The sequence below is a fragment of the Streptomyces flavovariabilis genome (assembly GCF_000725785.1).
Classification (GTDB): domain Bacteria; phylum Actinomycetota; class Actinomycetes; order Streptomycetales; family Streptomycetaceae; genus Streptomyces; species Streptomyces hawaiiensis.
The window spans coordinates 14,521-30,603 of sequence record NZ_JNXD01000022.1 but is presented as its reverse complement, the minus strand read 5'-3'; the positions used below and the strand labels follow the sequence as shown (position 1 = coordinate 30,603).

The 16,083-nt window shown below is 72.8% G+C and carries 15 protein-coding genes; 11 read left to right on the top strand and 4 right to left on the bottom strand.

The annotated features are described in order from the left end of the window. Positions 1-104: 104 nt before the first annotated feature. From IO24_RS0131625 to IO24_RS0131590, 8 genes are all read left to right on the top strand, one after another. A complete protein-coding gene (locus tag IO24_RS0131625; RefSeq protein WP_031141636.1) occupies positions 105-1,523 on the top strand; it encodes a CitMHS family transporter in 1,419 nt (472 codons plus the stop codon). Between the two features lie 24 nt (positions 1,524-1,547). Continuing rightward, positions 1,548-2,846, top strand: a complete 1,299-nt coding sequence (locus IO24_RS0131620; RefSeq protein WP_031141635.1) for an MFS transporter — start codon at positions 1,548-1,550, stop codon at positions 2,844-2,846. A gap of 98 nt (positions 2,847-2,944) precedes the next feature. Further along, a complete protein-coding gene (locus IO24_RS0131615; protein WP_031141634.1) occupies positions 2,945-3,532 on the top strand; it encodes a hypothetical protein in 588 nt (195 codons plus the stop codon). 523 nt (positions 3,533-4,055) lie between these two features. Next, entirely contained in the window at positions 4,056-5,066 is a 1,011-nt protein-coding gene (locus tag IO24_RS41120; RefSeq protein ID WP_234335308.1) for a class F sortase, read from the top strand. A 196-nt stretch (positions 5,067-5,262) separates the two neighbouring features. Then, a complete protein-coding gene (locus IO24_RS0131605) occupies positions 5,263-6,603 on the top strand; it encodes an ABC transporter ATP-binding protein (RefSeq protein ID WP_031141632.1) in 1,341 nt (446 codons plus the stop codon). Positions 6,604-6,731: 128 nt separating this feature from the next. Beyond that, entirely contained in the window at positions 6,732-8,120 is a 1,389-nt protein-coding gene (locus IO24_RS0131600) for an aldehyde dehydrogenase family protein (protein ID WP_031141631.1), read from the top strand. 22 nt (positions 8,121-8,142) lie between these two features. After that, positions 8,143-9,225: a Zn-dependent alcohol dehydrogenase gene (locus IO24_RS0131595; RefSeq protein WP_031141630.1), complete on the top strand. Its 1,083-nt coding sequence runs from the start codon at positions 8,143-8,145 to the stop codon at positions 9,223-9,225. Positions 9,226-9,417: 192 nt separating this feature from the next. Beyond that, positions 9,418-10,785, top strand: coding sequence for an MFS transporter (locus IO24_RS0131590; protein WP_031141629.1), 1,368 nt, complete (start codon positions 9,418-9,420; stop codon positions 10,783-10,785). On the opposite strand, the gene IO24_RS0131585 is transcribed toward IO24_RS0131590, so the two are convergent. From IO24_RS0131585 to IO24_RS0131575, 3 genes are all read right to left on the bottom strand, one after another. Continuing rightward, the gene (locus IO24_RS0131585) at positions 10,774-11,742 is read right to left on the bottom strand and encodes a DMT family transporter (protein WP_031141628.1); all 969 of its coding nucleotides are present in this window, start codon (positions 11,740-11,742) and stop codon (positions 10,774-10,776) included. The genes IO24_RS0131590 and IO24_RS0131585 overlap by 12 nt on opposite strands. A gap of 100 nt (positions 11,743-11,842) precedes the next feature. Continuing rightward, positions 11,843-12,565, bottom strand: a complete 723-nt coding sequence (locus IO24_RS0131580; RefSeq protein ID WP_031141627.1) for an ArsR/SmtB family transcription factor — start codon at positions 12,563-12,565, stop codon at positions 11,843-11,845. 35 nt (positions 12,566-12,600) lie between these two features. Then, positions 12,601-13,242 (bottom strand): TetR/AcrR family transcriptional regulator, encoded by a 642-nt coding sequence (locus tag IO24_RS0131575; protein ID WP_031141622.1) that lies wholly within the window; start codon positions 13,240-13,242, stop codon positions 12,601-12,603. A 76-nt stretch (positions 13,243-13,318) separates the two neighbouring features. Between IO24_RS0131575 and IO24_RS0131570 the strand changes: the two genes are divergently transcribed. The 3 genes from IO24_RS0131570 to IO24_RS0131560 all read left to right on the top strand — a co-directional run bounded on the left by IO24_RS0131570 (position 13,319) and on the right by IO24_RS0131560 (position 15,525). Continuing rightward, on the top strand, positions 13,319-14,470 hold the full coding sequence (locus tag IO24_RS0131570) for an acyl-CoA dehydrogenase family protein (protein ID WP_031141620.1): 1,152 nt from the start codon (positions 13,319-13,321) through the stop codon (positions 14,468-14,470). A gap of 59 nt (positions 14,471-14,529) precedes the next feature. After that, positions 14,530-14,775, top strand: coding sequence for a YiaA/YiaB family inner membrane protein (locus IO24_RS0131565; RefSeq protein WP_031141618.1), 246 nt, complete (start codon positions 14,530-14,532; stop codon positions 14,773-14,775). A gap of 87 nt (positions 14,776-14,862) precedes the next feature. Continuing rightward, the gene (locus tag IO24_RS0131560; RefSeq protein ID WP_031141616.1) at positions 14,863-15,525 is read left to right on the top strand and encodes a TetR/AcrR family transcriptional regulator; all 663 of its coding nucleotides are present in this window, start codon (positions 14,863-14,865) and stop codon (positions 15,523-15,525) included. Here IO24_RS0131560 and IO24_RS0131555 read toward each other — a convergent pair. Beyond that, positions 15,516-15,977 carry a MaoC family dehydratase gene (locus tag IO24_RS0131555; protein ID WP_031141614.1) on the bottom strand — a complete coding sequence of 154 codons (462 nt, stop codon included), beginning with the start codon at positions 15,975-15,977 and terminating at the stop codon, positions 15,516-15,518. The genes IO24_RS0131560 and IO24_RS0131555 overlap by 10 nt on opposite strands. Between the last annotated feature and the right edge of the window lie 106 nt (positions 15,978-16,083).

The window sequence follows — 16,083 nt, the reverse complement described above, 5'->3', positions numbered from 1 at the left end:
TTGCTCGCACGTCAACGTCTTGTTAACGCTGCTTGAACGCACCTAACGTCTCGGACACCGCCGGCCCTGGTGGGAGTTCAAGGGCGAACGTTAGGTATCCACTCATGCTGACCATCCTCGGCTTCGCCATGATCGCGACCTTCCTGGTCCTGATCATGATGAAGAAGATGTCGCCGATCGCGGCGCTCGTGCTGATTCCCGCGCTGTTCTGCGTGTTCGTCGGCAAGGGCGCCAAGCTCGGCGACTACGTCCTCGACGGCGTGACCGACCTCGCCCCCACCGCGGCGATGCTCATGTTCGCGATCGTCTACTTCGGCGTGATGATCGATGTCGGTCTCTTCGACCCGATCGTCCGCGGCATCCTCAAATTCTGTAAAGCCGACCCGATGCGGATCGTCGTCGGCACCGCCGTGCTGGCCGCGATCGTGTCGCTGGACGGCGACGGCTCGACGACCTTCATGATCACCGTCTCGGCGATGTACCCGCTGTACAAGCGCCTGAAGATGAGCATGGTCGTGATGACCGGCGTCGCCGCCATGGCCAACGGTGTGATGAACACCCTCCCGTGGGGCGGCCCCACCGCCCGGGCCGCGACCGCGCTGAAGCTCGACGCCAGCGACATCTTCGTCCCGATGATCCCGGCGCTCCTGGTCGGCCTGCTCTTCGTCTTCGTCCTCTCCTACGTGCTCGGTGTGCGCGAGCGCCGGCGGCTGGGCGTGCTGACGCTGGACGACGTCCTGGAGGGGGAGAAGGCCGAGGAGAAGGAGACCGAGACGGTCCTCGTGGGAGCCGGCGGCTCCGGCGACGGCAAGGTCGACATGCGCAAGGGCGTCGCGGGCGGCGCGGGTTCCGGCACGGACGCCGACGAGCAGGACGACGACTTCCAGGGCCTCGACCCCCACCGCGCCACCCTGCGCCCCAAGCTGTACTGGTTCAACGCGCTGCTCACGGTCGGCCTGCTCACTGCCATGATCATGGAGCTGCTGCCGATCCCGGTGCTGTTCCTGCTCGGCGCCGCACTCGTGCTCACCGTCAACTTCCCGCACATCCCGGACCAGAAGGCCCGCATCGCCGCCCACGCCGAGAACGTCCTGAACGTCTCCGGCATGGTCTTCGCCGCCGCCGTCTTCACCGGCGTCCTCCAGGGCACCGGCATGGTCGATAACATGGCCAAGTGGATGGTGGACGTCATCCCCGCCAGCATGGGCCCGCACATGGCCCTCGTCACCGGCATCCTGAGCCTGCCGCTCACCTACTTCATGTCGAACGACGGCTTCTACTTCGGTGTCCTGCCCGTCCTCGCCGAGGCGGGTGCCGCGCACGGTGTCTCCCCGCTGGAGATGGCCCGCGCCTCCCTCGTCGGCCAGCCGCTGCACATGTCCAGCCCGCTCGTCCCGGCCGTGTACGTCCTGGTCGGCATGGCCAAGGTGGAGTTCGGCGACCACACGAAGTTCGTCGTGAAGTGGGCCGCCCTCACCTGCCTCGTCATCCTCGGCGCGGGCATGCTGTTCGGGATCATCTGAGCCACGTTCATGGAGGACGTCATCGTGAGGCCCGGTGGGAACCGCGGCTGGCTGCTCCGCCTCGTCATCGCCTTCAGCTTCGCGCAGGGGGCGGTGTCGATGGCCCGGCCCGCCGTCTCCTACCGGGCCCTCGCGCTGGGCGCGGACGAGCGGGCGATCGGTGTGATCGCCGGTGTGTACGCGCTGCTGCCCCTGTTCGCGGCCGTGCCCCTCGGCCGCCGCACCGACCACGGCCGGTGCGCGCCCCTGCTGCCGGTCGGCGTGGTCCTCATATCCGGCGGCTGCGCCCTCAGCGGCGTCGCCGGATCCCTGGGGACGATGGCCCTGTGGAGCGGGGTGATGGGCCTCGGGCACCTGTGCTTCGTCATCGGCTCCCAGTCCCTCGTCGCCCGCCAGTCCGCGCCCCACGAACAGGATCGCAACTTCGGCCACTTCACCATCGGCGCCGCCCTCGGCCAGCTGGTCGGACCGGTCGCCGCGGGCGCACTGATCGGCGGCGCGGACATGGCCGGCAGCAGCGCGCTCGCCCTGCTCGTGGCGGGCGCCACGGCGGCGGTCGCGTTCACCTCGCTGTGGCGCATCGAGCATCGCCGTACGGCGTCCACGTCCCGCGCGGACAAGAGCGACCGGGTCCCGGTCCGGGGCATCCTGCGCACCCGGGGGGTGCCCGCGGGCATCTTCATCAGCCTCGCCGTGCTGTCCGCGACCGACATCCTGACCGCCTACCTCCCGGTGGTCGGCGAGCACCGGGGCATCGCGCCGTCCGTGATCGGCCTCCTGCTCAGTCTGCGCGCGGCGGCGACCATCGCGTGCCGCCTGGTGCTGACGCCCCTGCTGCGGCTGCTCGGCCGGACCCTGCTGCTGACCGTCACCTGTCTGCTGGCGGCCCTGCTGTGTGGGGGCATCGCCCTGCCGGTGCCGGTGTGGGCGCTCGCGCTGCTGCTGGTCGCGCTGGGCTTCTGCCTCGGGGTCGGTCAGCCGCTGTCCATGACGACGGTCGTCCAGGCCGCCCCCGACGACGCCCGCTCGACGGCCCTGGCTCTGCGGCTGACCGGCAACCGGCTCGGTCAGGTGGCCGCGCCCGCCGCGGCCGGGCTGATCGCCGGAGTCGCGGGGGTGGCGGCGCCGTTCGTGATGCTCGGAGTGCTGCTGCTGGTGTCGTCCGGGGTCGCCCTCCGGTCGCCGCGGGAGCCGGAGGAGCCGGAGGAGCCGGACCCCGCGGTCGGGCCGGAGGCGGGCGGTGAGGGCCGCACGGGTGAGGGCCGCGCGGTGCGAAGACGCCTCGGGCGTGGGGTGCCGCTGCGCCGGAAGGGCGATATCTGACGCGTCGTAGGGGGTGCTGCACCCTTTCGACGGTGAGGTGACAGAAAGTCAGGTGACGAGGTGTTTGTATGTAAATCATCTGACTTGGAGGCATGTTCATGCCCGTCGTACCCCTCGCGCGTCGTGCCGGCGCCCGCACCGCCGTTCTCGCCGCCCTCACCCTCGCAGGGACCACTCTGAGCGGGGTGTCCGCCGTCGCCGCTCCGGTCCCGGGGGACAACGGAGACGTCAAGATCCACGCCAGCACGACGGCCTCGGACAATCAGCGCAACGACCCGAAGGTCTGCGACTTCTACCTCGCCGCGTTCAACTTCGGCTCGGGCGAGAAGGTCAACTGGACCATCCAGACCCAGCCCGAGGTTCCGGGCGGGGCCACGCGCACCGGCAGCTTCACGGCCGACCCGACCGGCAAGGGCCGCACCGCGGCCGTCGACCTGCCCAATGGCCAGTACAAGCTGACGTGGCTCACCGACCAGGCCCACGGCGCCGGCAAGTTCAAGGTGTTCAAGGTCGACTGCCCGACCTCCAAGCCGACGACGCCGGTCGGCGGCCCGCCCGCCGGCGGTGGCGGCATCGCCCGTGGTGAGGCCTTCACGCCGGTCACCGGCGCGGCCGCGGTCGGCCTGGCCGCCGTCGCCGGGACGGTCTGGTTCCGGCTCCGTCGCCGCTCTGATGGCGCCGCGTAGGCCACGTTCCGCGGATCGCTCCGCCCGTCTCGGGCAGGGCGGGGGCGCGCTCGGGTCCGACGCCGGGCCGGTGAGGCGGCGTGGAGGCGGTGCCGGTTCCGGCGCCGCCTCGACGGTTCGGCGCGGGTCCCGCCCCGGTTCCGGCGCGGCCTCGGCGGTTCGGCGTGGGTCCGGCCCCGGTTTCGCCGACGTGCCGTCGGGGCGGCGCGGGGGCGGAACCGGGGCTGCCGCAGTTCCGGTGGGGCGGCGGGGCGCTGCCGCCGGCCTCGGGACCCGGCCCCGCTCCGGATCTCCCGCTCCGGTGGGCCGGCGCGGGGGCGGGGCCGGTCCTGCCCGTGTGTCGCCGGGGCGGCGTGGGGCCGGGTCCGCCGCGGCCCCGGTGGTCCGGCGTAGTGCCGGATCCGGCTCCGGCGGCGTTCCGGCGGGGCGGTGCGCAACGGCCGCCGACGTCCCCGGCGCGTGGCCCCGGCGGTCCCGCAGACCCTGGTACCGGACGCGTGCCTACCGGCTGACGCGGACGATCGTGGTGGCCGTCTCGCTGGTGCTGGTGGTCGGCGTCTGCTGGGACCGGGGCGAAGAGCCCGGCGCGACGGTGACGGCCCTCCCGCCGGAGTTCACCACGGCCGCCCACCCGGCGGGCACCGGAACCGGCACGGCTGCCCTGCCGGGGGCCTCCGGCACGGGAAAGGCCGCCTTGCCGGGAGCCCCGGGCACCGGGACCGGCGCCGCTGCCCTGCCCGCCGGCTCCACCGCCCCCCGCCCCCGCACCGGCCCGTCCCGGGCACCCGCGTCGCATCCGGCCGCGGCCCGCGGCAACGGGCCCCGTACCCCCGGGCCGCCCGTCGACGGGGCCCGCACACCCGGCCCTGTCGCCAACGCCCCCGTCACCAGCGGGCCCCGCACCCAGGGGTCCTCAGTCCCCGGGCGGCCCCGCGAGGACGGGCCCGTCACGCCGCAGCACCGGCCCGGAGCCGCCGCCCCGCGCCCCGCTCCCGAGTCCGCGGCGCCGCGACCCGCTCCCAGGCCGGTCGCCCCCGCCACCCGGAAGCCTCGCCCCCCGGCCGGCCTCCGCCCCCTGCCCCGCTCCCGGGCCACCCGCCTCCTCATCCCCTACCTCCGCCTCGACGCCCCGGTCATGGACCTGGGCCTCGACCGCGACCGCCGCCTCACCGCACCGCCGGACGACGACCCCAAGCTCGTCGGCTGGTACCGGCACGGCGCCTCGCCCGGCGAGCAGGGCACCGCCGTGGCCGTCGGACATCTGGACACGGACCGCGGGCCCGCCGTCTTCGCGGGGCTGACCGAGCTGAAGCGGGGCCGGATCGTCAAGGCCCGCCGCGCCGACGGACGGATCGCCGTCTACACGGTCGACAAGATCAAGTCGTACGAGAAGGCGCACTTCCCGAGCCAGGAGGTGTACGGCGCCCGGGGCCGTCCCGAGCTGCGTCTGATCACCTGCGGCGGCAGCTACGACCGCAGGAAGGGCTACTCCGGGAACGTCGTCGTCTTCGCCCACCTCACCGGCATCCGCTGACCCCGGCCCGGTCCCGCCCGGCCGAAACCGGGCAGTCCGCCTTCTCATCAGATGGACCGACGCCCCCGATCTCGCCCGGTGTCTTCCCCAGGCCGCACACATTCCGTTAACTTCCGTGACCCACAGCCCCGTACGACCCGTACAGGGCTTCCGACCGCGGAGCACCAGCGCCCTGATGACCCCTCGGGGGCACCTCATGACACGCGCCATCTCCCTGCACGACGTGAGCAAGGCCTACCCGCGCGGCGCCCGCGTGGTGGACCGGCTGTCGCTGGACATCTCGCCCGGCGAGTTCCTCGTGCTGCTCGGCCCGTCCGGCTGCGGCAAGTCGACCGTGCTCAGAATGATCGCCGGGCTGGAGGAGATCGACGAGGGCCGGCTGCTGCTCGACGGCGAGTACGCCAACGACCTGCCGCCGTCCGGCCGGGACATGGCGATGGTCTTCCAGAACTTCGCCCTCTACCCGAACATGACCAGCCGCGCCAACATCGGCTTCCCGCTGCGCATCGAGGACCCGGGCACGGACCCCCGTCCCCGCGTCGACGCCACCGCCCGCATGCTCGGCATCGAGGACCTCCTCGACCGTCTGCCCGGCCAGCTCTCCGGCGGCGAACGCCAGCGCGTGGCCATGGGCCGGGCCATCGCCCGCCACCCCTCCGCCTTCCTGATGGACGAGCCGCTGTCCAACCTCGACGCCAAGCTCCGCACCCATCTGCGGGCTGAGATATCCCGGCTCACCGCGGAGCTGGGCGTCACCACGATCTACGTCACCCACGACCAGGCCGAGGCCATGTCGCTCGGCGACCGGGTCGCCGTGCTGCGTGGCGGTGTGCTCCAGCAGGTCGACAGCCCGCGCGTGGTCTACGCGCTGCCCCGCAACGTCTTCGTCGCCGCGTTCATCGGCACCCCGCGCATCAACCTGCTGCGCGGTCTGGTGCGCGCTCCGCTCGACGGGGCGATGACCATCAGCCTGGGCAAGCAGTTCCTGCGCCTGCCCGAGCCGCTCTCCCTGGACCACCAGCTCCTGCGCGTCCAGCAGGGCCGCGAGGTCATCGTCGGGCTGCGCTCGGAGGCCGTCCGGATCGCCAAGCACAGCGCGGCGCGCCCCGGCGAGGTGCCGATCACCGGCCTGGTCGAGCACGTGGAGTTCCAGGGGCACGAGATCCTGGTGCACTTCAACACCGGTTCCAGCCCCGCCGTCGTCCCCGAACTGGAGGCCCCGCGCCCCCGCCCCGGCCGCCCCGCCCGGCGGCGCCGCCGTGACGGCTCGGTCCTCACCCGGCTGCGGGAGCGGACCGGGGCCGGGCGGGCGGGCCCGGTCGTGACCCTGGACGACCCCCGGGACAACGAAGTGCGGCCGCCGTCCGCCGAGCCCCGCCTGCCCGGCGACCTCATCGTCCGCACCACCCCCGACCTCGCCCTCCGCCACAGCATGCAGGTGCCGCTTCTGGTCGACCTCGCCCACCTGTTCGTCTTCGACCAGCAGGGCGACCGCATCTGTCCGCATCCGGCCCGCCTGCCCGACCTGGGGGAGTGAGGAGCCGCACACCGGGGCGGGGCCTCGGCCGTGCTGTGATGACCCGGACCCCGGGACGTCTGGCGCCGGAAAACTATCGTCGCTAGTTTATGTTCCGGACGACGACGCCCCGCCCCGGAGGAAGCGCGATGAAGGCACACGACGGCATGTACATCGACGGCGTCTGGCGCCCTGCTGCCGGCCAGGACGTGATCGAGGTCGTGAACCCGGTCGACGAGCAGGTCATCGGCACGGTCCCGGCCGGTACCGCCGAGGACGTCGACGCCGCCGTGCGGGCCGCCCGCGCCGCCCTGCCGGACTGGGCCGCGACCCCGCCCGCCGAGCGCGCGGAGCGCCTGGCCGCCCTGCGGGACGTGCTCGTGACCCGAGCCGACGAGATCGCCGAGACCGTCACGGTCGAGCTGGGCTCGCCGCTGAAGTTCTCGCAGGCCGTCCACGCGGGCGTGCCGATCGCGGTGGCGGGCTCGTACGCCGAACTGGCGGCCACGTACGCCTTCGAGGAGAAGACCGGCAACTCGGTCGTGCACCACGAACCGGTCGGTGTCGTGGCCGCGATCACGCCGTGGAACTACCCGCTGCACCAGATCGTCGCCAAGGTCGCCCCGGCCCTCGCGGCCGGCTGCACGGTCGTGGTGAAGCCCGCCGAGGACACCCCGCTGGTCGCCCGCCTCTTCGCCGACGCGGTGCACGAGGCGGGGCTCCCGGCGGGCGTCTTCAACCTGGTCACCGGCCTCGGCCCGGTCGCGGGGCAAGCCCTCGCCGAGCACCCCGGCGTCGATCTGGTCTCCTTCACCGGCTCGACCGCCGTGGGCCGGCGGATCGCCGCGATCGCCGCCGGGCAGGTCAAGAAGGTCGCCCTCGAACTCGGCGGCAAGTCCGCCAACGTCATCCTCCCGAGCGCAGACCTGGCCAAGGCGGTCAACGTCGGTGTCGCCAACGTCATGTCCAACTCCGGGCAGACGTGCAGCGCCTGGACGCGGATGCTGGTCCACCGCGACCAGTACGACGAGGCGGTCCGGCTCGCCGCGGAGGCCGCCGCCAAGTACGGCGACCGCATCGGCCCGGTCGTCAACGCCAAGCAGCAGGACCGGGTGCGCGGCTACATCGAGAAGGGCGTCGCCGAGGGCGCGCGCCTCGTCGCCGGCGGCCCCGAGGCCCCCCGCGAGACGGGCTACTTCGTCAGCCCGACCGTCTTCGCCGACGTCACCGAGGACATGACCATCGCGCAGGAGGAGATCTTCGGCCCGGTCCTGTCGATCCTGAAGTACGAGGACGAGGAGGACGCCCTGCGCATCGCCAACGGCACGGTCTACGGCCTGGCCGGCGCCGTCTGGGCCGGGGACGAGGCCGAGGCGGTGGCGTTCGCGCGCCGGATGGAGACCGGCCAGGTCGACATCAACGGCGGCCGCTTCAACCCGCTCGCCCCCTTCGGCGGCTACAAGCAGTCCGGCGTCGGCCGCGAACTCGGCGTGCACGGCCTGGCCGAGTACCTCCAGACCAAGTCCCTCCAGTTCTAGAACCAGGGGAGTCCCTTCCGTCATGGCTGTCCGCGCCGCCGTCCTGCCCGCCATCGGCTCGCCGCTGGAGATCACCGGCATCGACCTGCCCGATCCCGGACCCGGCCAGGTCCGCGTCCGGCTCGCCGCCGCCGGGGTCTGCCACTCCGACCTGTCCCTGTCCGACGGCACCATGCGCGTGCCCGTCCCCGCCGTCCTCGGTCACGAGGGCGCCGGCACGGTCGTCGCCGTCGGCGAGGGCGTCACCCGCATCGCGCCGGGCGACGGCGTCGTCCTCAACTGGGCCCCGTCCTGTGGCGTCTGCCACGCCTGCTCGCTCGGCGAGGTCTGGCTGTGCGCAAACGCTCTGCGCGGCGCCGCCGACGTCTACGCCCGTACCACCGAGGGCATCGACCTCCATCCCGGCCTGAACGTCGCCGCGTTCGCCGAGGAGACGGTCGTCTCCGCCTCCTGCGTCCTGCCCGTCCCGGACGGCGTCCCGCTCACCGACGCGGCCCTCCTCGGCTGCGCGGTCCTCACCGGCTACGGCGCCGTCCACCACTCGGCCCGCGTCCGGCAGGGCGAGACGGTCGCGGTGTTCGGCGTCGGGGGAGTCGGCCTCTCCGCGCTCCAGGCGGCCCGGATCGCGGGCGCCTCGAAGATCATCGCGGTGGACGTGTCGGCCGGGAAGGAGGAGCTGGCCAGGGCGGCCGGCGCCACCGACTACGTCGTCGCCTCCGACACCACGGCCCGCGAGATCCGCGGCCTCACCGGCAAGCAGGGCGTCGACGTCGCCGTGGAGTGCGCGGGCCGCGCGGTCAGCATCCGCACGGCCTGGGACTCCACCCGCCGCGGCGGCCGCACCACGGTCGTCGGCATCGGCGGCAAGGACCAGCAGGTCACCTTCAACGCCCTGGAGATCTTCCACTGGGGCCGCACCCTCTCCGGCTGCGTCTACGGCAACTCCGACCCCGCCCAGGACCTCCCGGTCCTGGCCGAACACATCCGGGCGGGCCGCCTCGACCTGAGCGCGCTGGTGACGGAACGCATCTCCCTGGACGGCATTCCGGCCGCCTTCGAGAACATGCTGGCGGGCAAGGGCGGCCGGGCCCTGGTCGTCTTCTAGCCCGGACCCTCCAGGACCCCGGCCTCCTCGCGAGGCCGGGGCCTTCGGCGTGCCCGGGCCCGGGGTCGGTGCCACGTACAGGCGAAACTCCTGGTGCTTGACCCGTTGACGTACATACCGTCCGGTCAGTACGTTCCCCGGAACTCGCGCCACCCCCCGTTCCGTCCCCGCACCCCCCGGAGCGTGCACCACATGGACACGGCACCTTCCGCTCAGCCCGTCACGACCACGCCCGCCGTCGGCAACCGCCGCCGGGTGGCCACCGCGGCGGCGCTCGCCTCGGCCGTCGAGTGGTACGACTACTTCGTCTTCGGCATCGCCGCCGCCCTCGTGCTCGGCGACCTCTACTTCCCCGCCGGCAGCTCCACGGCAGGCGTCCTCGCCTCGTTCGCGACCTTCGCCGTCGGCTTCCTCGCCCGGCCCATCGGCGGCATCGTCGCGGGCCACCTCGGCGACAAGCGCGGCCGCAAGCCGATGCTCGTCATCGCGCTCACCCTGATGGGCGTGGCCACCACCGGCATCGGCCTGCTGCCCACGTACGACACGATCGGCGTGGCCGCCCCGATCCTGCTCGTCCTGCTCCGCGTCGCCCAGGGCGTCGCCGTCGGCGCACAGTGGGGCGGCGCGATGCTCCTGGCCACCGAGTACGCCCCCGAGGGCAAGCGCGGCGTCTACGGCAGCGTCGTCCAGCTCGGCGTCCCCATCGGCGTGGTCACCGCCAACACCGTCTTCCTGCTGGCCGGCGCCCTCACCACCGACTCGGAGTTCGCGGCCTGGGCCTGGCGCGTGCCGTTCCTGGTCGGCCTGCTGGTCCTCGTCCTCGCCTGGTACATCCACACCCGCGTCGAGGAGACCCCGGCGTTCCGGGAGGCCGAACGGGCGCTCGCCGAGAAGGAGAAGTCCGAGCAGAACTCGCCGCTGCGCACGATCCTGCGCGGCCACCTGGGCACGGTGTTCCTGGCCGGCGGCTCCTTCGCCGTGAACACCGCCACCTTCTACATCCTCATCACCGGCGTCCTCGACTACACGACCCGCGAGCTGGACATGAACAAGGGCGCGGTGCTCACCGTCTCGCTCTGCGTCAGCCTCACCCAGCTCGTGCTGATCCCGGCCGCCGCCGCGCTCTCCGACCGCATCGGCCGCATCCGGATCTACGCCTTCGGCGCCGCCGGCATCGCCCTGTGGGCCGTACCGCTCTTCCTGCTGATCGACACCGGCTCGCTGCTGTGGCTCGCGGTCGGCACGTTCGTCGCCAGCTGCTTCCTGAGCATCATGTACGGCCCTCAGGCCGCCCTGTTCGCCGAACTGTTCACGCCCGAGATGCGCTACACCGGCGCCTCCCTCGGCTACCAGATCGCAGCCGTCGCCGGCGGCGGGCTCGCCCCCTTCGTCATGGTGCTGCTGCTGGAGGCGACCGGCACGTCCATGGCCGTGTCCGGCTACATCATCGTGCTCTCGGTGATCGCCCTGGTGTCCATCAAGGTCCTCGCGGACCGGGCGCGCAGGGCGGAACCGGAGACCGCTCCCGAGGCCGGGGCGGAGGCCGGGTCAGCGAGCTGAGTCCGTGGCCTCCTCGGGCCGGGGCTCCGGAGCCGCTCCCGGAGCCCCGGCCCCGTCCGCCGCCCGCGGCCGCGACCGGGACACCGCCACACCCGCCAGGCACAGCACACCGCCCATCAGCGTGAGCAGGCCCGGCACCTCGCCGAGGAACAGCCAGGACATCAGGACGACCAGGGCGGGCGCCGCGTACGTCGTCGCGCCCATCCTGCTCGCGGTCGTCCGGGACAGCGCGTACGCCCACGTGGTGAAGGCGAGGGCGGTCGGGAAGACGCCCAGGTAGACCATGTTCAGCGTCGCGGAGGCCGGAGCGTCGGCCGCCTCCCGGACGAGCTGCCCCGCGAACGGCAGGCACAGCACCGCGCCGACCAGGCAGCCGTACGTCGTCACCTGCAACGGGCTCGCCGAGCCCAGCGCCGGCTTCTGCGCCACCACACCACCGGCGTACGCGATGGCCGCCAGCAGACACAACGCCACCCCGAGCATCGAGGATCCGCCCTCGCCGGACATCGACAACCCCACGGTCACCGCACCGGCGAACGACACCGCCATCCCCGCCAGCAGCCGCGGTGGCATCGGGTCGCCGAGCAGCCGGGAACCGAGCAGCGCGATGAGGATCGGCCCGGTGTTCACGACCAGGGCGGCCGTTCCGGCGTCGACCTGCTGCTCGCCCCAGTTGAGGGCGACCATGTAGAACCCGAACCACAGCAGCCCCGATATCGCGATCCCGCGCCAGGCCGAGCGCGGCGGCACGCCCTCCCGCCGCAGCAGGCAGATCACCCCCAGCGTCAGCGCCCCGGCCAGCAGCCGCCCGAGCGCCAGCGCGCCCGGCGAGTACGCGTCCCCCGCGCTGCGGATCGACACGAAGGCGGACGCCCACAGCACGACGGTGACCGCGGCCGCACCGGCGGCCAGCAGTTCTGCCCGGCGGGTGGGAGCGGGCGGGGTGTTGTTCATCATGATCCCGAGGCTAGGTGGGGAGGGCGAACGGACGCTTGCGAATTTCGGGCGGGGCCTTTGCGGGCCGTCGGGCGGTGTGCTGGTCCGGTCAGGCTCGGGGTCAGCGCAAGGCGGCGGCCTCCACGCCCAGCAGATCGGACAGGGCCCGCTCACCGGCCGCCGTCACCTTCACGGCCCGCCCTGAGCCGATACGCACGCACCAGCCCGCGTCCAGGGCGTGCCGGCACAGGGCCGCGCCCGCCACGCCCGCGAGATGAGGACGGCGCTCGGTCCAGTCGAGACAGGCCCGGGCCAGGGGACGCCGGCCCCGCCGTTCGAGGCCGATCCCGGCCGCCTCGAACCAGGCCAGCCCGGCGTCGGTGAGCGCGAACCCCGTCTCCTGCTGGAGCAGCCCGCGCGTCGTGAGCGCGTCGGTGACGGTGATGCCGAGCCGCCCGGCGAGATGGTCGTAACACGTGCGGCCCCGGGCCATCGCCGAGCCGGCGCTCGACTCCCGCAGATTCCGCGGCCGTACGGCCGTGCCCGGTGAGACCTGGGCGGCCAGGTCCTCCACCAGCTGGGCGGCCCGGGCGTCGGCGAGCCGGACGTACCGGTGCCGCCCCTGCCGCTCCTCGGCGAGCAGCCCGCCCGCGACCAGCCGGCCCAGGTGCTCGCTCAGCGTCGACGCGGCGACCCCCGCGTGCCGCGCCAGTTCGCCCGCGGTCCAGGCCCGTCCGTCCAGCAGCGCCAGCAGGCACGCGGCCCGGGTCTCGTCCGCGAACAGCGCGGCGAGCCGGGCCAGGGCCGTCGCCTGCGGGTCCCTCGTCGTCATGCACCCCAGCATGGAACACGGACGGTTCGGTGCCCGCCGAAGTATCGCTACGCCGTGCGGTGTACCTGCTCGTACTGCAGCGCCAGCCCGTCCAGCAGGGCCGTCAGCCCGGTCTCGAAGGCGCGCTCGTCGATCTTCTCCTGCTGCTCGGCGAGGAGGTGGGCCTGCTGGAGATGGGGGTAGTCGGCGGGGTCGTAGGCGCTGGCGTCGTCCACGAAGCCCCCGGCGAAGGAGCCGAGCGCGGAGCCCATGACGAAGTAGCGCATCAGAGCGCCGATGGATGTGGCCTGGGCCGGCGGCCAGCCCGCGGCGACCATCGCGCCGTAGACGGCGTCCGCGAGGCGCAGTCCGGCCGGGCGGCGGCCGGGGCCGCGGGCCAGCACCGGGACGATGTTCGGGTGGTCGCGCAGGGCGGCCCGGTAGGAGACGGCCCAGTCGTGCAGCGCGGTCCGCCAGTCCCGGCCGTCCTGGAACATCGACAGGTCCACCTGGCCGCTCACCGAGTCGGCGACCGCCTCCAGGATCTCGTCCTTGGTGCGGAAGTGGTTGTACAGCGAGGGCCCGCTGACCCCCAGTTCGGCGGCGAGCCGCCGCGTGGAGACGGCGGCCAGACCCTCCGCGTCCACGAGCGCGCCGGCCGCTTCGACGATCCGGTCGGTGCTGAGCAAGGGCTTGCGCGGTCGGGCCATGGCGCACATAGTAGGGCTGCGCAGACAAACTAGCAGTGCTAATTAAAACGTACGGCTTTCAATGGGGTGACCTGTGGTGAATCTGGAGCTCAGCGAGGAGCAGAGCGCGGTCCGGCAGCTCGCGCGGGACTTCGTGGAGCGCGAGATCACCCCGCACGTCGTCGCCTGGGACCGCGCCGAGGAAGTCGACCGGGCGATCGTCGAAAAGCTCGGCGAGGTCGGCTTCCTGGGTCTGACGATCGACGAGGAGTACGGCGGCTCCGGCGGCGACCATCTCGCGTACTGCCTGGTCACGGAGGAACTGGGCCGGGGCGACTCGTCCGTGCGCGGCATCGTCTCCGTCTCCCTCGGGCTCGTGGCCAAGACCGTCGCCGCCTGGGGGAGCGAGGAGCAGAAGCGGCGCTGGCTGCCCGGGCTGACCTCCGGCGCGTCGGTCGGCTGCTTCGGCCTGACCGAACCCGGCACGGGCTCGGACGCGGGCAGCCTCACGACCCGGGCGGTGCGGGACGGCGACGACTACGTCATCAACGGCACCAAGATGTTCATCACCAACGGCACCTGGGCCGACGTCGTCCTGCTCTTCGCCCGCTCCACGGGCGCCCCCGGCCACAAGGGCGTCTCCGCCTTCCTCGTCCCCGCCGACACGCCCGGCCTGACCCGCCGCACCATCCACGGCAAGCTCGGGCTGCGCGGCCAGGCCACCGCCGAACTCGCCCTGGAGGACGTGCGCGTGCCGGCCGCCGCGCTGCTCGGGGAGGAGGGCAAGGGCTTCTCGATCGCCATGTCGGCTCTCGCCAAGGGCCGGATGTCGGTCGCCGCGGGCTGTGTCGGCATAGCTCAGGCCGCCCTGGACGTCGCCGTGCGGTACGCGGGGGAGCGCGAGCAGTTCGGCAGGACCATCGCCCACCACCAGCTCGTTCAGGAGCTGCTCAGTGACATCGCCCTGGACGTCGACGCCGCCCGGCTGCTGACCTGGCGGGTCGCCGACCTGATCGACCGGGGGCAGCCGTTCGCCGTCGAGTCGTCCAAGGCCAAGCTGTTCGCCTCGGAGGCCGCCGTCCGGGCCGCGAACAACGCGCTCCAGGTCTTCGGCGGCTACGGCTACATCGACGAGTACCCGGCGGGCAAGCTGCTGCGGGACGCCCGCGTGATGACCCTCTACGAGGGCACGAGCCAGATCCAGAAGCTGGTCATCGGGCGGGCGCTGACGGGGGTCTCGGCGTTCTGAGTACGTGCCTGAGTACTTCGGCGGATGTGGCGCGGGCCACGTCCGCCGATGCTTTCCCCATGAGTGACACACCGGGCAAGCAGCAGAACACGGCCGCCTTCTACGGCCAGGCCGTCGCCTCCTTCGCCGTCGCCATGGCGGCCACCGCCGTCGGCATCTACCAGCTGAGCGCCGACGCCTGGGTGCGGGGCTTCCTCGCCATCGCCGTCCTGTACCTGGTCACCTCGTCCTTCACACTGGCCAAGGTGATCCGGGACCGGCAGGAGGGGGCGGCTCCTTCGTACGCCCCCTTCGAGAAGCACTGAGCGCCGAGAAGCGCTGAGCGGCCACACTAAGCGCTCGCTCACCTTCGGCGGTATGGTGTTGCTCCTGCCAGTGGAGAGGGGCGAGCGATGAGTACGGCGGAGGAGACGGCCGGCGGCGAGGCGCAGGCGTGGGGCGAGGTCACGCCCGACGCGGCGCGGCGGCTGCTGGTCGCCGCGGTGGAGGCCTTCGCCGAGCGCGGCTATCACGCCACGACGACCCGCGACATCGCGGGCCGCGCCGGGATGAGCCCGGCCGCGCTCTACATCCACTACAAGACCAAGGAAGAGCTGCTGCACCGCATCAGCAGGATCGGGCACGAGAAGGCCCTGGAGATCCTGCGGACGGCGTCCCGCCGCGAGGGCGGCGCCACCGAGCGGCTCGCCGACGCGGTGAGCTCCTTCGTGCGCTGGCACGCCGGCGGGCGTACCACCGCGCGGGTCGTGCAGTACGAACTCGACTCGCTCGGGCCCGACGCCCGCGCCGAGATCCTCGCGCTGCGCCGCAAGGTCGACGGCGAGGTGCGCGGGATCATCGAGGAGGGCGTGCGGTCGGGCGAGTTCGAGGTCATCGACGTGCACGGCACGACGCTGGCCGTGCTGTCGCTCTGCATCGACGTGGCGCGGTGGTTCAACGTCGACGGGCCCAGGACACCGGAGCAGGTCGGCGAGCTGTACGCCGACCTCGTGCTGCGGATGGTCGGGGCTCAGGCCCCGGCGGCCCGAGGTCCGGCGGACCCGCCTCAGAAGTAGTAGCGCGCCACGGACTCGGCGACGCAGACCGGCTTGTCGCCGCCCTCGCGTTCGACGCTGAAGGCGACGGCCACCTGGACGCCGCCGGTCACCTCGTCGACGGCGCTGATCGTCGCGGTGGCGCGCAGGCGGGAGCCGACGGGGACCGGGGCGGGGAAACGCACCTTGTTCGTGCCGTAGTTGACGCCCATCTTCACGCCCTCGACGGTGATCAGCTGCGGTCCGAAGAGGGGCAGCAGCGACAGGGTCAGATAGCCGTGCGCGATGGTGGTGCCGAAGGGGCCCGCGGCGGCCTTCTCCGGGTCGACGTGGATCCACTGGTGGTCGCCGGTGGCCTCGGCGAAGAGGTCGATCCGCTTCTGGCCGATGTCGAGCCAGTCGGTGTACCCCAGTTGTTCGCCCACCGCCGACTTCAGGTCGTCGACGGACGTGAAGATCCTCGGCTCTGCCATGTCTTCCAGGCCTCTCGTGTGCAGGGGGTCTGCCCGCTCATATGTCTAAGCGACTGCTTAGCATGGTCGGCCGTAGGGGTTGTGTCAACGGACTCGGTAGGGTTCG